A 14,746-nucleotide genomic window follows, 5' to 3' on the forward strand; every position below is an offset into this window, starting at 1 on the left:
TCCGCGCATCCTGGGTGGACCTGGAGCTTCCGTGCCCTCCTCTTTTTCCATGCCCAGCAACAACCAGCCCCCCCGCATGCTACGACTGCGGGATGGCCTCAAGGATGGGCTCGGCCGGAACATCACCTACTTGCGGGTCTCAGTGACCGAGCAGTGCAACCTGGCCTGCGTGTACTGCAAGCCGCGCACCGGGGCCCTGGAGCGAGCTGAACTTCCCGCCATGAGCCGGAACGAAGTGGTGCAGGCCGTCCAGGTCTTCACCAGCCTGGGCATTCGGAAGGTGCGGCTCACCGGCGGCGAGCCCTTGATGCGCCGCGACCTGGAGACCATCGTCGCGGGCATCAGTCCGGAGGTGGAAGGCCGCGTCCACCTCACCACCAACGGCTTCCACCTGGCCCGGCGCGCGCGCGGACTGCGCGATGCGGGTCTGTGTGGCGTAAACGTGAGCCTGGACGCCGCTGAGCGCGGCGCCTTCGAGCGCCTCACCCGCAAGGATGGGTTTTCCCGGGTGCTGGCCGGGATCGAGGCAGCCCGATCCGCCGGCCTCAAGACCAAGCTCAATGCGGTGGTGCTGCGGGGCTGGAATGAGGACCAGATCGTCCCTCTGGCGCGCCTCGCCCAGACCGAGGGCATCCAGGTCCGCTTCATCGAGTTCATGCCCTACCAAGGCAACGGCTGGGGCAAGGACCAGTTCATGCCCGCCAGCGAGATCCTGGCCACCGTCCAGGCGGGCCTTGGCGCCCCCTTGGAGGAGGAGCCCGTGGTCGGCCTGGAAGAAGGCCCCGCGCGGATCTTCCGCCTGCCCGATAGTGACGGCAAGGTGGGCGTCATCTCCACCCTCAGCGCCGACTTCTGCGATCGCTGCAACCGCGTGCGCCTCACCAGCCGCGGCGAACTGCAGGCCTGCCTCTTCGGGAACCGGCCCGTGGATCTGCTGGAACCTCTGCGGAACCACGCTTCTCACGAGGACCTCGCCAGGCTCATCCGCCAGGCCCTCACCGAAAAGCTGGATTGCCATCCCATGCGCCGCGGTGAGAACCCCCATCTGGCAAGCGGCATGTGGCAGGTGGGCGGGTGACTTCCAGCACCACCGGGTTATTGCTGCTGAGCGGCGGCCAGAGCCGCAGGATGGGTGAGGCCAAGCATGCCCTGGCCCATCCCGCTGGCGGTTCCTGGGGAGGGCGGCTCGTCCAGGTGTTCGGGACCGTGTTCCCAGGGGCGCCGGTGCAGGTGCTGGGCGATCCCTTGCCGGACCACCCGGAACTCACGGTGGTCGAGGATTCCCGCCAAGGACCCGCGCGGGCGCTCCAGACTTGGGCCGCGCAGGAGGCGCCTGCCGTCCTCCGCTGGTGGGTGGTGGCCTGCGATCAGGTACGGTGGACGCCCGTGAGCCTTGAAGCCTGGGCACGCCGCGCCCAAGTCGCTGATCCCCAGGCCCTCCGCTGGGTCGTCGCGCAGCACGCCGGCCACCTCCAGCCCTTGGGTGGCTGGCTGCCTTCGATCCTCCGCCCGCAGGTGGCCGCCTCGGCTCCATGCTCCCTCACCGCCTTGGCCGAGGCCCTGCCCCACCTCCTCCTGCCCTGCGACGGGCCCGAATGGAGGGATGTGGACACGCCCGAGGAACGGCGCGCGTTCGAAGACGAAACCTAGCCGAGCCGCTTGCGCACCAGGCGTTCCACGGGCACGCCGCCCTTGAGGTGGCTCTCGATGATCTCGGGCACGTCCGCGGGAGTGACGTGGGCGTACCAGATGCCGTCGGGGTACACGAGCACAGCGGGTCCGATGGCGCAGAAGCCCACCGAGCCGCAGTGGATGCACTGCACCTCGCCCTCCCGGTTGCCCTTGAAGAAGAGCAGCTTCTCGTCGATCAGCTGGGCCTTGAAGGCCTCCAGCACGGCCTCCGAGCCGTTGGCGGCGCAGCTCTTTCCCGTGCAGACCAGCACCTGCCGCTTCAACGCGGGCCCCATCACGGGTGTCACCGCGGCATCCTGCTCGGGGGTGGGAAGGGGACGGGACGAATCCATGGGAGGCCTCACGAAATCACACAATAACAGCCCTTACCGAGGCCCGGCAGAACGTTACAGATCCATGCCAATTGAAGGTTTTGAATCAAATTACTTGGTGGTTATTTAATTATTAGTGACGACAGTCACGATCGACTTGACCCTGTTATCCACCAGTTCATCCTCTATTCAGCGGCGCTCGTAACGCGCCCGTAGCAAGCTTCCACAGGATCCCCGGGATCCAGTGCCTTCGGCCTGCCCGGCCGGGCGCCATCCCATTCCACTCAACGCAGAAAGGATGTGCTTCATGCGGAACTCCCTGAAACTTTTCGCCGTGATCGCCACGCTCTCGGCTTCGCTGGCCGCGCAGGGCGGTAGCGACACCAAGGGCAAGTTCTTCTTCAAGAAGACCTGCAAGGCCTGCCACACCCCCGGCAGCGCCGCCAAGGAGATCACCCCGCTCTCCAAGACCCAGGCGCAGTGGAAGGCCTACTTCGCCGCCGGCAAGCACAAGAAGGGCAGCGAGAAGATCGACTCAGTCATCAAGCCCGAGCAGGTCAAGGATGTGCAGACCTTCCTGGTGAACCACGCTTCCGACTCCCCGCAGCCCGAAACCTGCGGCGGCTGAGCCAGCTTCACCCTTCCCCTCCAACCCCTACCCCCTACCCCTGAACCTCCCACCTCGGAGACTCACACCATGAACTCCCGAATCGCGCTCACCCTCGTCGCCATGCTGGCGCCCGCGGCCCTTAGCGCCCAGTCGAACCAGGATCTGCAGAAACAGATCGAGCAGCTGAAAGTCGAGCTGAAGGCCGTTGAAGAAAAGGCCGCCGCCGCGCAGGAAGTCGATACCCGCCTGGTCAAGGTCGAGACCAAGGTCGCTGGCGACAACATCCAGTGGGGCGGTGAACTCCGCACCCGCTTCGATAGCACCCAGGAGCACTTCAAGCCCTACAACCAGTTCATGGGGTTCATGCAGAACACCCCCAGCGCCTCCAACCCGTATCCCTTCGCGCCGATTACCCAGCCGGTGGGTGCGCAGGATTGGAGCAACTCTGTCCAGTGGTCCACCCGGCTTCGCCTGAACATGGGCATCACCATCAACGAGAACGCCAAGATCATGGGCCGGCTCGTGATGTACAAGGTCCATGGCGGGGCGGATGTGCCCACCTTCAACGGTTCGCCCAACACCATCAGCACCTCCTTCTCGGCCGGCCAGACTCCCGCCACGGACGCCCTCCTGGTGGAACGCGCCAGCCTGGTCTACCACTTCAACTCGGTCGCCAGCATCCTCTCCATCGGCCGCCAGAACACCTCCGATGGCCCGCCCTTTGAAGTCCGCGAAGGCGGCGAGCGCCAGGCCACCCCGCAGGCCCTGGCCGTGAATGCCACCATCGACGGTATCGGCTGGAAGTTCCAGCTCGATAAGCTCGGCCTCCCTGAAGGCACCCTGTTGGGCTTCTGCTACGGCGTGGGCTACGAGAGTGGCTTCGGCGGCGGCGGCAGTGTCAAGTCCAACCAGACCATCGTGGGCATGAACTTTACCAACTTCGACGGAACGAATCCCTCCGCCATCACCCCCGTCGTGGGCAACATCGGGCACCTGAAGGACACCACGGTGCTGGGCGCCATGTTCGACATGCCCCTGCTCTTCCAGATCGGCGAGTCCGTCCAGAGCGCGAACTTCTACCTGGGCTACAACCGAATGGGCAACATGACCGACATCCCCTTCGGCAACACCATCAATTTCCCGATTCCTGGCCAGACCCCCTCGACCCAGTACGTCACCGCCACCGCCAACCTCGGTGACATCGATCAGTACACCGCCACCTGGAAGCACAAGATCGGTGACACCTTCACCTATTTCGTGAGCGGCGGGTACCTCAAGAGCCATCCGAATGGCCAGGTCTCCCAGTACGGCGCCTATTGGAGTTTCGCCCCCGGAACCCTCACGCAGCTGTCCGGCTTCGGCGGCCTGATGGGTGATCCCACCAAGAGCGAAACCGCCACGGCCTACTACGCCGGCATGCGCTATGACCCCACCTCGACCTTCGGCGTGGGCGTGGAGTTCAACCACGGTTCCCCGCGCTGGTGGACCTACACCCCCGCCACCGGCGAGTACACCGACAAGCTCGGCGCCCGCGGCGATGTGTGGGAAGGCTACATCCACTGGAAGTTCGCCCACAACGCCGCACTCCGGATCGGCTACATCGACTACAAGTACACCACCGCGATGAGTGGCTGGCAGATCGGCCCCTCCGCGCAGCCCGGCCAGAACTGGGAGTCCGCCATGAACCTGGGCAACAACCCCGTGCTCCAGTACGCCTACCCGGCCACGGTCAAGAATTTCTACACTTCCCTCGAAGTGCGTTTCTAGCTGCAAAAGCACTCGGGCCGGGGGGGCAACCCTCCGGCCCGGCTCTTACAACCTTCCTCGTATCACCAAGGGAGACCACGATGGGTACGATTCGCATGGATCGCCGGCTGTTCCTGAAAAGCGCGGGCGCCACCGCCGGGGCCGTCGCCGCCACACAGGTGGGATGCCTCAAATACTTCAAGAAGGGGCGCAGCTCCGCCGCAGAAACGAAGGAGATCCCGACGACCTGCGAGTTGTGTCCGAACAAGTGCTCCGCCATTGCCGTGGTGGAGGGAGGCTTCGTCAAGAAGCTGAACCCCAATCCCGAGAACCCGAAATCCCGTGACATGCTGTGTGCCCGCGGCAACGCGGCCATCAAGCAGGTCTACGATCCGGATCGCCTCAAGCAGCCCATGATCCGCGTGGGCGCCCGGGGCGAGGGCAAGTGGAAGCCCGTAAGCTGGGACGAGGCCTTCGACTTCGCCGCCAAGAAACTTTCCGATGTGAAGGGCAAGTACGGGCCGGAAGCATCCCTCTGGTCCTCCACCGAAGGCTTCCAGGAAGTCTTCTTCAAGAACCTGGGCCTGGCCTTCGGATCGCCCAACCTCGTGCGCCATCCCACCCTGTGCCTGGCCTCGGTCAACCTGGCCTACAGCGCCACCTTCGGCACCGTGCCGAGCTTCGACCTGCTGAACAGCAAGTTCGTCATCATGTCCGGCGCAAACCGCTTCGAGAGCATCATCACGCCCGACACGATGGACCTCATCGGCGGCGTGATGGAACGCAAGGCCAAGCTGGTCTACCTCGATCCCCGCTTCACCGTCACCGCCGCCAAGGCTGACGAGTGGTACCCCATCAAGCCCGGCACTGACCTGGCCTTCATCCTTGCCATGATCCACGTGATCATCGCGGAGAACCGCCACAGCAAGGACTTTGTCGCTGCCTACACCACCGGTTTCGACCAACTCGCCGAGCACGTGAAGCAGTACACGCCGGAGTGGGCCGAGAAGGAGACGGAGATCCCGGCCAAGGACATCACCCGCATCGCGCGCGAGTTCGCCGATGCCGGTGCCCGGGCCCTCTACTACGCCGGCCGCCGGTCCTCGTGGTACCAGAACGACTTCCAGATGCGCCGCGCCCAGGCCATCCTCAACGCGATCGTTGGCAACTGGGACCAGATGGGCGGCATGGTGCCCAACGCCAAGCTCCCCAAGGGCGAATTCCTGTTCATGCCCTGGGACGAGCCCAAGGCGCCGCGGGTCGACGAGGTCCAGAAGGAGTTCCCCCTGGCCGCCGCCAGTGACGGCGTCTACCTGAAGCTGCGCGAGAACGTACTGAGCGGGAAGCCCTACCCCGTCAAGGCCTGGATGGTCTACAAGCAGGACCCCATGAACTCCCTGCCCGACCAGTCCAAGACCCTGAAGATGATCGAGCAGATGGACTTCATCGGCGTCATTGATGTGCAGATGAGCGACATGGCCTGGTATGCCGATGTGGTCTTCCCAGAAAGCGCCTACCTGGAGCGCACCGATCCCGTGGAGGTCATGCCGGGCATCTGGCCCGCCGTGGTCTACCGCCAGCAGGTGGTGAAGCCCATCCACGACACGAAGCCCAACCTGGAGATCATCCAGGGGCTGGCCAAGCGCCTGGGCCTCGGCGACTACTTCGACTACACCATCGAGCAGTGGGTGGATGCGGAATTCAAGGACCTGCCCATCCCCATGGCCGCCGAGCACATGAAGAAGCACGGCGTCTGGGCCGCCACCGGCCAGCCCAGCTACGGCAAGACCCTGACGCCCGACCACCGCTTCGTCACCAAGACCGGCAAGATCGAGATCTTCTCCGAGCGCCTGCAAGAGGCGGGCTACGACCCGCTGCCCGTCTACACGGCGCCGGTGCAACCACCCGGTGACCGCTTCCGCCTGATCCTCGGCCGCGTGGGCTACTTCACCCACGCCAACCAGTCGAACAACGTCTGGCTGCACGAGTTCATGAAGGAGAACGACCTCTGGATCAACCCCAAGCCCGCGGAACGGATGGGCATCCGGGACGGCGCCTACGTGACCGTCACCAGCAGCGTGGGCAGCGTGAAGCTCAAGGCCCGCGTCACAGAGGAAATCCGCCCGGACTGCGTATTCATGCTTCACGGCTTCGGCAAGAAATCGAAGATGCAGAGCCTAGTCTACAACGTGGGCGCCAGTGACGCGGTGATCCTCGAGACGGCCTGGGACAAGGTGTCCGGCAACGCCGCCTTCCACGAAACCTTCGTCAAAGTCGCGAACGCCTGAGGGGGTGAACCATGGCCATGAAGAAGAAACGCTACGCCCTCGTCATCGACTCCAGGAAATGCATCAACTGCAAAGCCTGCGTCGTCGCGTGCAAGGCCGAGAACAACGTCCCCATCGGGAACTTCAGGAACCGGATCAACGAAGAGCGGAAGGGTGAGTATCCCAAGCTCAGCATCAACTTCGAACCTGAGCAGTGCCACCACTGCGCGGAGCCTTCCTGCGTGCGCGTGTGCCCCACCGGCGCCTCGTGGCAGCGCAAGGACGGCATAGTCCTCGTCAACTACGACGAATGCATCGGCTGTCGCTACTGCATGGTCGCCTGCCCCTATGACGCCCGCTACTTCAACGAGGAGCAGGGCGTGGTGGACAAGTGCACCCTGTGCAGCCACCGCGTGGACAAGGGCGACACCCCTGCCTGCGTCGAGACTTGCCCCTCCAAGGTGCGCGTCTTCGGCGACCTGGAGGACACCTCCAGCCGGATCCACGAGCTGCTCTCCACGCGGCGATACCGCGTGAAGGAACCCCAGACGGGCAACGGCCCCCAACTCTATTACCTGCTTTAGGAGCCAGCCATGCACGAGTTCAATTGGGGCCTCCTCATCGTGATCTACCTCTTCCTGGGCGGGCTATCCGCCGGGCTCTTCTTCGCCGCCGGTCTCGCGGACTACATGACCGTCGACGACAAACCGGTCTACGCCCGCGTGGCCCGCATGGGGGCCTTCCTGGCGCCCTGGCCTGTGGCAATCGGTTCCGGCCTGCTCATCCTCGATCTGGGGAACTGGTACCGCTTCTACAAGCTGTTCATCCACTTCCGGTGGGAGAGTCCGATGTCCATCGGGTCCTACCTCCTCACCATCTTCACCGTGATCGCCTTCCTCTATCTCTTCGCGTGGCTCACCGCCGATGAGCGCCAGTGGCTGTTCAGCAAAGTGCCCGCCACCTGGAAGCAGGTGCACCGGCTGAATGTGGACATCTCGTCCTGGCGCGGAAAGATCGCCATGGTGGGCTTCCCCTTCTCCATCGGCGTGGGCATCTACACCGGCGTGCTGCTCGGAGCCGTCTCCGCGCGGCCCTTCTGGAACACCAACCTGGTGGCCCAGATGTTCCTGTTCTCCGCCCTTTCCAGCGGGGCCGCGGCTTTGATGTTGGCCATGGTCCTGAACAAGAAGTCCCCCGCCGAGAAGCACGAGATCAAGTTCCTGGTCACCCTGGACGTAGTGTTCATCTCGCTGGAACTGTTCATCATCCTGCCCTACCTGATCCACGGGCAGCTGTCCTCCCTCGCGGTGAAGCAGGCCCTGAGCCTCATCCTGGGCGGCCCCTACACCTTTGTCTTCTGGGGTCCCTTCCTCGTCATGGGCCTCCTGGTGCCCCTGGCCATCGAGGTCTACGAGCTCGCCCCCAACATCTTCAAAGGCCATGAGTTCCACGGCAGCCGCAATCTGGCGCTCACTGCCGCGGGCCTGGTCCTGATCGGTGGCTTCCTGCTCCGCTACATCTTCGTCTACGCCGGCCAGGTGAGCAGCTTCCACCAGATGGGGATGCTGAACTGATTTAGGCTCCAGGAAAAACCAACTGATCACCACCAAGACACCAAGCCACCAAGAACTGCATTTGCCTTTGCCTTTCTTGGTGTCTTGGTGTCTTCTCTGTACCCGCTTTGCCGGTACAGAGACAAACTGATTCATGGTGGTAAATCTTTCTACCCGCTGATTCTGCGTGTTTCAGGAGGAACCTCGACATGCCCCTCGCGCTCCAGGCGGACCTCGCCCAGATTCTTGCCGAAGCTTTCCTGGAGCCCGATGCGGACCTCAAGGAGGGGCTGCAGCAGCTGCTGGAGAGTGGCCCCAGTCCCTCCTTGGCCTCGCCCCTGGCCCGGATGGTGGAACACACCCTCTCGGCCCAGGACCAGCCCGTGGAGTACGCCCGGCTTTTCCATCACGCCAAGGACACGGACACCATTCACCTGTTCGAATCCGTCCAGGCCCGGGGCCACCACATGGCCCCCGAAGTGCTGGAGCCCCTCAAGGCCATCTACGATGAGGCCGACATCTCCATCCAGGAGGACCTGGCTGTCCCGCCCGACCACCTTGGTCTGGAACTCGCCTGCCTGAGCTACCTTCTGGGCCAGATCATCGAAGGTGACCTGGCGGAGCGAACCCGGTTGGTGGAGCTGGCCCAGCGCCTACTCCGGGAGCACCTGCGTCCCTTCGTGACGGTGGTGGCGGAGCAGCTGCCCCAAGTACCGGCGCACCCGTACTACCTGGCCGCCGGAGAACTGGCCGGCGCGCTCTTACTGGAAACGGAGAAGGCGCTGGCGGAATTTTAGCCAACCCCCTGCTGGACAAAGGCTTGCTTCGCACCCAGCATGGAACCATGAGCGTCCCCACGACCATCCTCTTGGTGGATGACGAGCCGGGTATCCGGCGGTCCCTGGGCGAAGCCCTCAAGGACGAGGGCTACCACGTCGTGAAGGCCGAGCGAGGCGAGCAGGCCATCGACCTGCTCCACAACCCCGATGGCGAGGGCATCCAGCTCATGCTGCTCGATGTCTGGCTGCCGGGTCAGGACGGCCTGGAGACGTTGAAGCAGGCCAAGCAGGTGCGTCCCGACCTGCCCGTGGTGATGATCTCCGGGCACGCGAGCATCGACACCGCGCTGCAAGCCACCAAGCTGGGCGCCTTCGACTTCCTCGAGAAACCCATCGACCTCGACCGCCTGCTGCTGGTGACGGGCAACGCCCTGCGCCAGTCGAAGCTGGAGCGGGAGAACCGCCGGCTGCATGCCGAGGTCGAGGGCGGGCGCTTCTTCCTGGCTGACAGTCCCGCCATGAAGCGGCTCATGGCCGACGTGGCCCTGGTGGCGCCCACGGAAGGCCGCGTGCTGCTCACCGGCGAGAACGGCAGCGGCAAGGAGGAGGTCGCACGCCTCATCTATGAGCAGAGCACCCGCAAGGACGCGCCCTTCGTCGAGGTGAACTGCGCGGCCATCCCCGAAGAGCTCATTGAAAGCGAGCTGTTCGGCCACCAGAAGGGCGCCTTCACCGGCGCCGTCCGCGACCAGAAGGGCAAGTTCCGCGAGGCCGACGGCGGCACGCTGTTCCTCGACGAAGTGGGCGACATGTCGCTCAAAACCCAGGCCAAGGTCCTGCGCGCCCTCCAGGAGGGCCGCGTGGAGCCCGTGGGCGGAGGCGGCGCCGTGGGCGTGGACGTGCGCGTCATCGCCGCCACCAACAAGGATCTGGCCGGCGAGATCACCAAGGGTCGGTTTCGCGAGGATCTCTACTTCCGGCTCGCGGTGGTGCCCCTGCGCATCCCCCCCCTGCGCGAACGCCCAGAAGACATCCTGCCCCTGGCGGAGGCCTTCATCAGCCGCATCGGCCGCCAGTACGGCCGCCCGCCCAAGCACCTGGGCCCCGAGGCCAAGGACACCCTGCTGCGCCACGATTGGCCCGGCAACGTGCGCGAGTTGAAGAACCTCATGGAACGGGCCGTCATCCTCGGCCGCGGCGCCGAGATCGGCCCCCGTGATCTGGGTGCCTTGGCGACGCGGCACCTGGCGGAACAGGATCCCTTCTCCTTCCCCGAGTTCCCCAGCCTCAAAGAGGCCCGCGACTGGTTCGAGGCCCAGTATCTCCAGCGCGAGATGCGCCTGCAGAACGGCAACATGACCCGCGTGGCCGAGCGCGTGGGCGTAGACCGCTCCAACCTCTACAAGCGCCTCAAGGCCCTGGGCATCGAACCCAGGGAAAGCTAGATGATCGCGACCCTGCCCGTCGCGAGGCAGGCTCCACCGGAGCCGGCGAAGCAATGCCTGGCGGGGAGCGAATCACGACCGGCGGGGGCGAGCCGTGAGTGAGAAGAAGTGGTTCAAGATCTCGCGACCATGTGGGTCGCGGAGCAGGCTCCGGGGGAGCCTGCGGAGCGGGGCCCCCACAGGGAGCGAATCACGACGGTCGGAGGCGGGCCGTGAGTGACAAGAAGTGGTTCAAGATCGGGGAAGCCGCCACCCTCATTGGCGTGGGCCCCAAGGATCTGCGCTACTGGGAAGACGTCATCCCCGACATCAAACCCAGGCGCAGCAAGGGCAACCTCCGCTACTACCATGTGGACGAGCTGCCGCGCCTGAGGCGGATCAAAGCCTGGCTGGCGGAAGGCCTCACCGTGGCCGACTGTGCTGAGCTGCTGGCCCACGGCCACCTCGTCCAGCGCCTCGACTTGGGCCTCGAGGCCGATGAGCTGCCCGCCGCCCCCGCCGTGCGGGCCAAGCCCACCATCCCGAGGCTCCTCCGCACCAGCTCGGATCTGCAACCCATCCTCAAAGCCGTGAAAGCCCTGCACGAACGGCTATCCCGGCCAGTCAAACCTTGACCTGAAGCCCTCCCCAGTCTAGAGTCAACAGTTCACGGCGCGTGGCGCAGCCTGGTAGCGCACTACCTTGGGGTGGTAGGGGTCGGAGGTTCGAATCCTCTCGCGCCGACCAAAACACCAGGGGGGGTCCTCGAAAGAGGGCCCTTCTGGTGTTTTGACCCTTCGGGTCGAGAGGAATCGAACCTCCGAGTGGGATCGCCCGAGGCGTGCCTTGATGGCACGCCGAAGCGAGACCGGCGAATGGCGCAGCCAGGCGCAGTTCGAATCCCGCCCCGGTGGGCCGTTCCCAAATACGGAGCACGGCCAACCTCCGAGTGGGATCGCCCGAGGCGTGCCTTGATGGCACGCCGAAGCGAGACCGGCGACTGGCGCAGCCAGGCGCAGTTCGAATCCCGCCCCGGTGGGCCGTTCCCAAATACGGAGCACGACCCACCTCCGAGTGGGATCGCGGAGACAACGCGGGGGAGGCTCCGCCTCCCTGAGCCAATTGGCGAAGGGGAGCACCGTGCGAGGCACGGTGCGTCAGGTGGAGTGTCGGGAGGAAGACCGGCGACTGGCGCAGCCAGGCGCAGTTCGAATCCCGCCTTGGTGGGTCGGCACCAAGTACGGAGCACAGCGAACCTCAGGTCGGGGTACCCGGTTCAGCAGGCGCCACCCGGGCGCCCGCCAAACCACCCCCTTGGGCCTTCGGCCGAGTGGCACCGCCCGAGGCGTGCCTCTCCACCTGACGCACCCTCCTCACGAGGGTTCTCCCCCTTGCTCCGCTCGCGGAAGTGGAGCCTCTGGCAAGCCGAAGCGGAACCGGCGGCGGCAGCCGTACGTGGGTCGAATCCAACTGGGGATATCCTGGGAACCACGATGGAACCCAGAACCTCAGATACGCGCACCTCGCTGCTCCAGGCCGCCCTGGTGTGCTTCGCCGACCACGGCTTCGACGGCACGAGCATGCGGATGATCGCGGAGAAGGCGGGCCGGCCCCTGTCGCTCCTGTCCCACCACTTCGGCAACAAGGAGGGGCTGTACCTGGAGGTGTTCAAGCACATCTTCGAGACCTCCGCGCCGCAGCTCCCGAATCCCACGCTGTCCTCGGGACTGGAGCAGCGGGATCCGCAGGCGGCCATCCGCCTGCTGCGGGAGCAGATCCACTTCATGTATCAGCAGGCAGCTCCGGATGCGGCCGCGGCCCGGCCGCTCCAGGACCACCGGGCCCGCCTCTGGGTGAGGGAGTTCCGCTCCCCCCGGGCCAGCCTCCGTCCGCTCATCCAGCAGTACCTGGGCCCCGCCACCAGTCTGATCCGGGACTGCATCCAGGTGCTCCGCCCCGAGCTGAACGCCGCGCAAGTGGCCTTCCTCGGCGCCACGATCATGGGCCAGGTGGCCGGCCACGGGACGATGTCGGGCCTCAACAAGGTGCTGTGGGGTGAATTCCCGCCCTTCGGCAGCCACTTCCAGGAGGCGGAGCTGCTGGTGGATTTCTGCCTGCACGGCCTGAGGACCCGCCCGCAGGCCTCCCGCGAGGGGTGAAGCAGCGCCATGCCCGGCGTCCGTGACGCCGCCCAGGCCTGGCTGGGCGGGCCACGGTGGACCTTCGCCCGGCCGAGGCGGTTCCGGGGCGGCTGGGCGCAGAAGCCGGTGGTCCGTGGTCAAATTCAATTTTGTCGTACGATTGATCAATTTTAATTATTGTATCAAACAACACAACACGATTTATGAGATGGTACAAATGTAGATATAAAATGTATTGTTCGTTTTAAAAATTTAACTTGCCAGTCTTGGTCGAACGTTTGATTCTGTTGATCGGTCGAACGACTAAGCGTGAATGCCCCATGTGCCCCTCCGATGCCACCCCATCCCCCGACACGCGCGATGCCCTGATCGAGGCGGCCCTAGCCTGCTTCGCCAAGTACGGCTATGAAGCCACCTCCATCCGGCTCGTGGCCTCCATGGCCGGCAAGAACTCATCGCTCATCTCGTACTACTTCAAGAGCAAGGAGGGGCTGTACCGAGAGGTCTTCCGCTACGTGCTGGCCCACTTCGCCGCCAAGACGGGCGACGGGAGCCTCCAGGACCCCGATCCGGCCCCGGGGGATCCCCAGGATGCGCGGGCGCGCCTCCGCGCCCACATCCAGCGGGTCCTCCACCAGGTGGACGCCCACTTCGACGCCTCGGACCCCCTGCGGGAACCGGCCTGCCGCCTGTGGCTGAACGAGTTGCAGGCCCCCCGGCACGAGGTCAGGGACCTCCTCCTGGCGCGCATGGAGCCCTTCGTGCGGGAGGCCCGCGCCTGCCTCCGCGCCATCCGTCCCGACCTGTCCCCCGAGGAGGTGGACTTCTGGGGGATCACCCTCCATGGCAGTTGCATCCACCACGCCCTGATGAACGAGATCAGGCATCTGGCCTGGACCTCGGCCGACCCTTCGCTGTCCCTCGAGGCCATGGCCGACCGTCTCGCGGATTTCACTTATCACGGCCTCAGTCAGCATTGATACTGACGGTCCATCGCTCTTGAATCCCCACTCAGACCACCAGATTTTTCTCAGCCTTTCCTGGAGCCTTCCCATGCAGACCCCCTATCGAGGTGGAATGATTTTCATCGCCGGCGCCTTGGTGGCAGGTGCGCTGACCATCGGGTGCGGCAAGAAGGATCAGGCGAAGGCCACCCCTGAAGTGGCGGTGGTGATCCTGCAGCCCGAACGGGTGGCCATCACCTCCGAACTGCCTGGACGGACCTCGGCCTACCTCGTGGCTGAAGTCCATCCCCAGGTGAACGGCATCGTCCAGCAGCGGCTGTTCACGGAAGGGGCCGATGTGAAGGCGGGCGCGGTCCTCTACCAGATCGACCCGAGGCCCTATCAGGCGGCCTATGACACGGCCGCGGCGGCCCTGGCCCGAGCCGAGGCCAACCTCCCCGCCATGCGGAAGCGGGCCGAACGCTTCAAGGAACTGCTCACCGTCAACGCCGTGGGCCAGCAGGACTACGAGGATGCGGCCGCCGCCTTCAAGCAGGCCGAGGCCGAGGTCCAGGCTCTCAAGGCCGGGGCCGAATCCGCCCGGATCAACCTCGGCTACACCCGCATCACGGCGCCCATCTCAGGCCGCATCGGCAAGTCCAGTGTGACCCCCGGGGCCCTGGCCGCGGCCTACCAGGGCCCCCCCTTCACCACCATCCAGCAGCTGGATCAGGTCTACGTGGATTCCCCGCAGTCCAGCGCCACCCTGCTCGGCATCCAGCGGAACATGGCCGCCAACCGCATCAAGGGCAGCGCAGACTCTGCCCGCGTGAAGCTGCTGCTGGAGGACGGCACCCCGTATCCCCAGTCGGGGCTCCTGAAGTTCTCCGATGTCACCGTGGATCCGAGCACAGGCTCGCAGCTTCTTCGCATGGTGTTCCCGAATCCCCACCACATCCTGCTGCCGGGAATGTACGTCCGGGCCATCGTCGAGGAAGGCGTGGCGGAGCACGCCATCCTCGTGCCTCAGCAAGGCGTCACCCGCGACCCCAAGGGCAACGCCATCGCCATGGTCGTGGACGGCTCCGACAAGGTCGAGCAGCGCACGCTCAGGGTGGACCGAGCCATCGGATCCAAGTGGCTGGTCCTCGAAGGACTCAACGCCGGCGACCGGGTGATCCTGGAAGGCCTCCAGAAGGTCCGGCCCGGCGTGGCCGTGAAGGTCGTGCCCTTCGGAGCCAAGCCCGCGCCCGCGGCTGCGAAGTAGAGGAGCCGCACC

General features: G+C 65.1%; 14 protein-coding genes and 1 tRNA gene. 14 read left to right on the plus strand and 1 reads right to left on the minus strand.

What is annotated here, in order from left to right; translation table 11 throughout:
- Positions 1 to 31 precede the first annotated feature (31 nt).
- Positions 32 to 1,078: a GTP 3',8-cyclase MoaA gene (moaA, locus tag NOV74_RS06235; RefSeq protein WP_257310219.1), complete on the plus strand. Its 1,047-nt coding sequence runs from the start codon at positions 32 to 34 to the stop codon at positions 1,076 to 1,078.
- Positions 1,075 to 1,650, plus strand: coding sequence for a molybdenum cofactor guanylyltransferase (mobA, locus tag NOV74_RS06240; RefSeq protein ID WP_257310221.1), 576 nt, complete (start codon positions 1,075 to 1,077; stop codon positions 1,648 to 1,650). The genes moaA and mobA overlap by 4 nt, the downstream gene beginning before the upstream one ends.
- On the opposite strand, the gene NOV74_RS06245 is transcribed toward mobA, so the two are convergent.
- The gene (locus NOV74_RS06245) at positions 1,647 to 2,024 is read right to left on the minus strand and encodes a (2Fe-2S) ferredoxin domain-containing protein (protein WP_257310224.1); all 378 of its coding nucleotides are present in this window, start codon (positions 2,022 to 2,024) and stop codon (positions 1,647 to 1,649) included. The genes mobA and NOV74_RS06245 overlap by 4 nt on opposite strands.
- 286 nt (positions 2,025 to 2,310) lie before the next feature.
- Here NOV74_RS06245 and NOV74_RS06250 point away from each other — a divergent pair, with 286 nt between their 5' ends.
- The 12 genes from NOV74_RS06250 (at position 2,311) to NOV74_RS06305 (ending at position 14,734) form a co-directional block, all read left to right on the plus strand.
- Positions 2,311 to 2,631 (plus strand): c-type cytochrome, encoded by a 321-nt coding sequence (locus tag NOV74_RS06250; protein ID WP_257310226.1) that lies wholly within the window; start codon positions 2,311 to 2,313, stop codon positions 2,629 to 2,631.
- Positions 2,632 to 2,700: 69 nt separating this feature from the next.
- Positions 2,701 to 4,380 (plus strand): DUF3373 family protein, encoded by a 1,680-nt coding sequence (locus NOV74_RS06255; protein ID WP_257310227.1) that lies wholly within the window; start codon positions 2,701 to 2,703, stop codon positions 4,378 to 4,380.
- 80 nt (positions 4,381 to 4,460) lie between these two features.
- Complete coding sequence (locus tag NOV74_RS06260; RefSeq protein WP_257310229.1) at positions 4,461 to 6,647, plus strand: molybdopterin-containing oxidoreductase family protein; 2,187 nt, start codon at positions 4,461 to 4,463, stop codon at positions 6,645 to 6,647.
- A gap of 11 nt (positions 6,648 to 6,658) precedes the next feature.
- On the plus strand, positions 6,659 to 7,210 hold the full coding sequence (locus tag NOV74_RS06265; protein ID WP_257310231.1) for a 4Fe-4S dicluster domain-containing protein: 552 nt from the start codon (positions 6,659 to 6,661) through the stop codon (positions 7,208 to 7,210).
- A gap of 9 nt (positions 7,211 to 7,219) precedes the next feature.
- Positions 7,220 to 8,200, plus strand: a complete 981-nt coding sequence (gene nrfD, locus NOV74_RS06270) for an NrfD/PsrC family molybdoenzyme membrane anchor subunit (protein ID WP_257310234.1) — start codon at positions 7,220 to 7,222, stop codon at positions 8,198 to 8,200.
- A gap of 188 nt (positions 8,201 to 8,388) precedes the next feature.
- Positions 8,389 to 8,976, plus strand: coding sequence for a TorD/DmsD family molecular chaperone (locus tag NOV74_RS06275; RefSeq protein WP_257310236.1), 588 nt, complete (start codon positions 8,389 to 8,391; stop codon positions 8,974 to 8,976).
- Between the two features lie 47 nt (positions 8,977 to 9,023).
- Complete coding sequence (locus tag NOV74_RS06280) at positions 9,024 to 10,403, plus strand: sigma-54-dependent transcriptional regulator (RefSeq protein WP_257310237.1); 1,380 nt, start codon at positions 9,024 to 9,026, stop codon at positions 10,401 to 10,403.
- 212 nt (positions 10,404 to 10,615) lie between these two features.
- Positions 10,616 to 11,017 (plus strand): helix-turn-helix domain-containing protein, encoded by a 402-nt coding sequence (locus NOV74_RS06285; RefSeq protein WP_257310239.1) that lies wholly within the window; start codon positions 10,616 to 10,618, stop codon positions 11,015 to 11,017.
- Between the two features lie 35 nt (positions 11,018 to 11,052).
- Positions 11,053 to 11,129 (plus strand) — tRNA-Pro (locus NOV74_RS06290).
- Positions 11,130 to 11,875: 746 nt separating this feature from the next.
- The gene (locus NOV74_RS06295) at positions 11,876 to 12,541 is read left to right on the plus strand and encodes a TetR/AcrR family transcriptional regulator (RefSeq protein WP_257310241.1); all 666 of its coding nucleotides are present in this window, start codon (positions 11,876 to 11,878) and stop codon (positions 12,539 to 12,541) included.
- A gap of 302 nt (positions 12,542 to 12,843) precedes the next feature.
- On the plus strand, positions 12,844 to 13,503 hold the full coding sequence (locus NOV74_RS06300; RefSeq protein WP_257310243.1) for a TetR/AcrR family transcriptional regulator: 660 nt from the start codon (positions 12,844 to 12,846) through the stop codon (positions 13,501 to 13,503).
- A gap of 73 nt (positions 13,504 to 13,576) precedes the next feature.
- Positions 13,577 to 14,734 (plus strand): efflux RND transporter periplasmic adaptor subunit, encoded by a 1,158-nt coding sequence (locus NOV74_RS06305; protein ID WP_371748409.1) that lies wholly within the window; start codon positions 13,577 to 13,579, stop codon positions 14,732 to 14,734.
- The last annotated feature ends 12 nt before the right edge of the window (positions 14,735 to 14,746 follow it).

Origin of the sequence: Geothrix fuzhouensis (assembly GCF_024609325.1) — a bacterium.
Lineage (GTDB): Bacteria > Acidobacteriota > Holophagae > Holophagales > Holophagaceae > Geothrix > Geothrix fuzhouensis.

Excerpts from the sequence above, each read along its gene's own strand:
- NOV74_RS06300 (WP_257310243.1), top strand. The coding sequence starts at position 12,844 with ATGTGCCCCTCCGATGCCACCCCATCCCCCGACACGCGCGATGCCCTG.
- NOV74_RS06280 (WP_257310237.1), top strand. The coding sequence starts at position 9,024 with ATGAGCGTCCCCACGACCATCCTCTTGGTGGATGACGAGCCGGGTATC.
- nrfD (WP_257310234.1), top strand. The coding sequence starts at position 7,220 with ATGCACGAGTTCAATTGGGGCCTCCTCATCGTGATCTACCTCTTCCTG.
- NOV74_RS06295 (WP_257310241.1), top strand. The coding sequence starts at position 11,876 with ATGGAACCCAGAACCTCAGATACGCGCACCTCGCTGCTCCAGGCCGCC.
- NOV74_RS06250 (WP_257310226.1), top strand. The coding sequence starts at position 2,311 with ATGCGGAACTCCCTGAAACTTTTCGCCGTGATCGCCACGCTCTCGGCT.
- NOV74_RS06255 (WP_257310227.1), top strand. The coding sequence starts at position 2,701 with ATGAACTCCCGAATCGCGCTCACCCTCGTCGCCATGCTGGCGCCCGCG.
- NOV74_RS06245 (WP_257310224.1), bottom strand. The coding sequence starts at position 2,024 with ATGGATTCGTCCCGTCCCCTTCCCACCCCCGAGCAGGATGCCGCGGTG.
- NOV74_RS06260 (WP_257310229.1), top strand. The coding sequence starts at position 4,461 with ATGGGTACGATTCGCATGGATCGCCGGCTGTTCCTGAAAAGCGCGGGC.
- NOV74_RS06305 (WP_371748409.1), top strand. The coding sequence starts at position 13,577 with ATGCAGACCCCCTATCGAGGTGGAATGATTTTCATCGCCGGCGCCTTG.
- NOV74_RS06275 (WP_257310236.1), top strand. The coding sequence starts at position 8,389 with ATGCCCCTCGCGCTCCAGGCGGACCTCGCCCAGATTCTTGCCGAAGCT.
- NOV74_RS06265 (WP_257310231.1), top strand. The coding sequence starts at position 6,659 with ATGGCCATGAAGAAGAAACGCTACGCCCTCGTCATCGACTCCAGGAAA.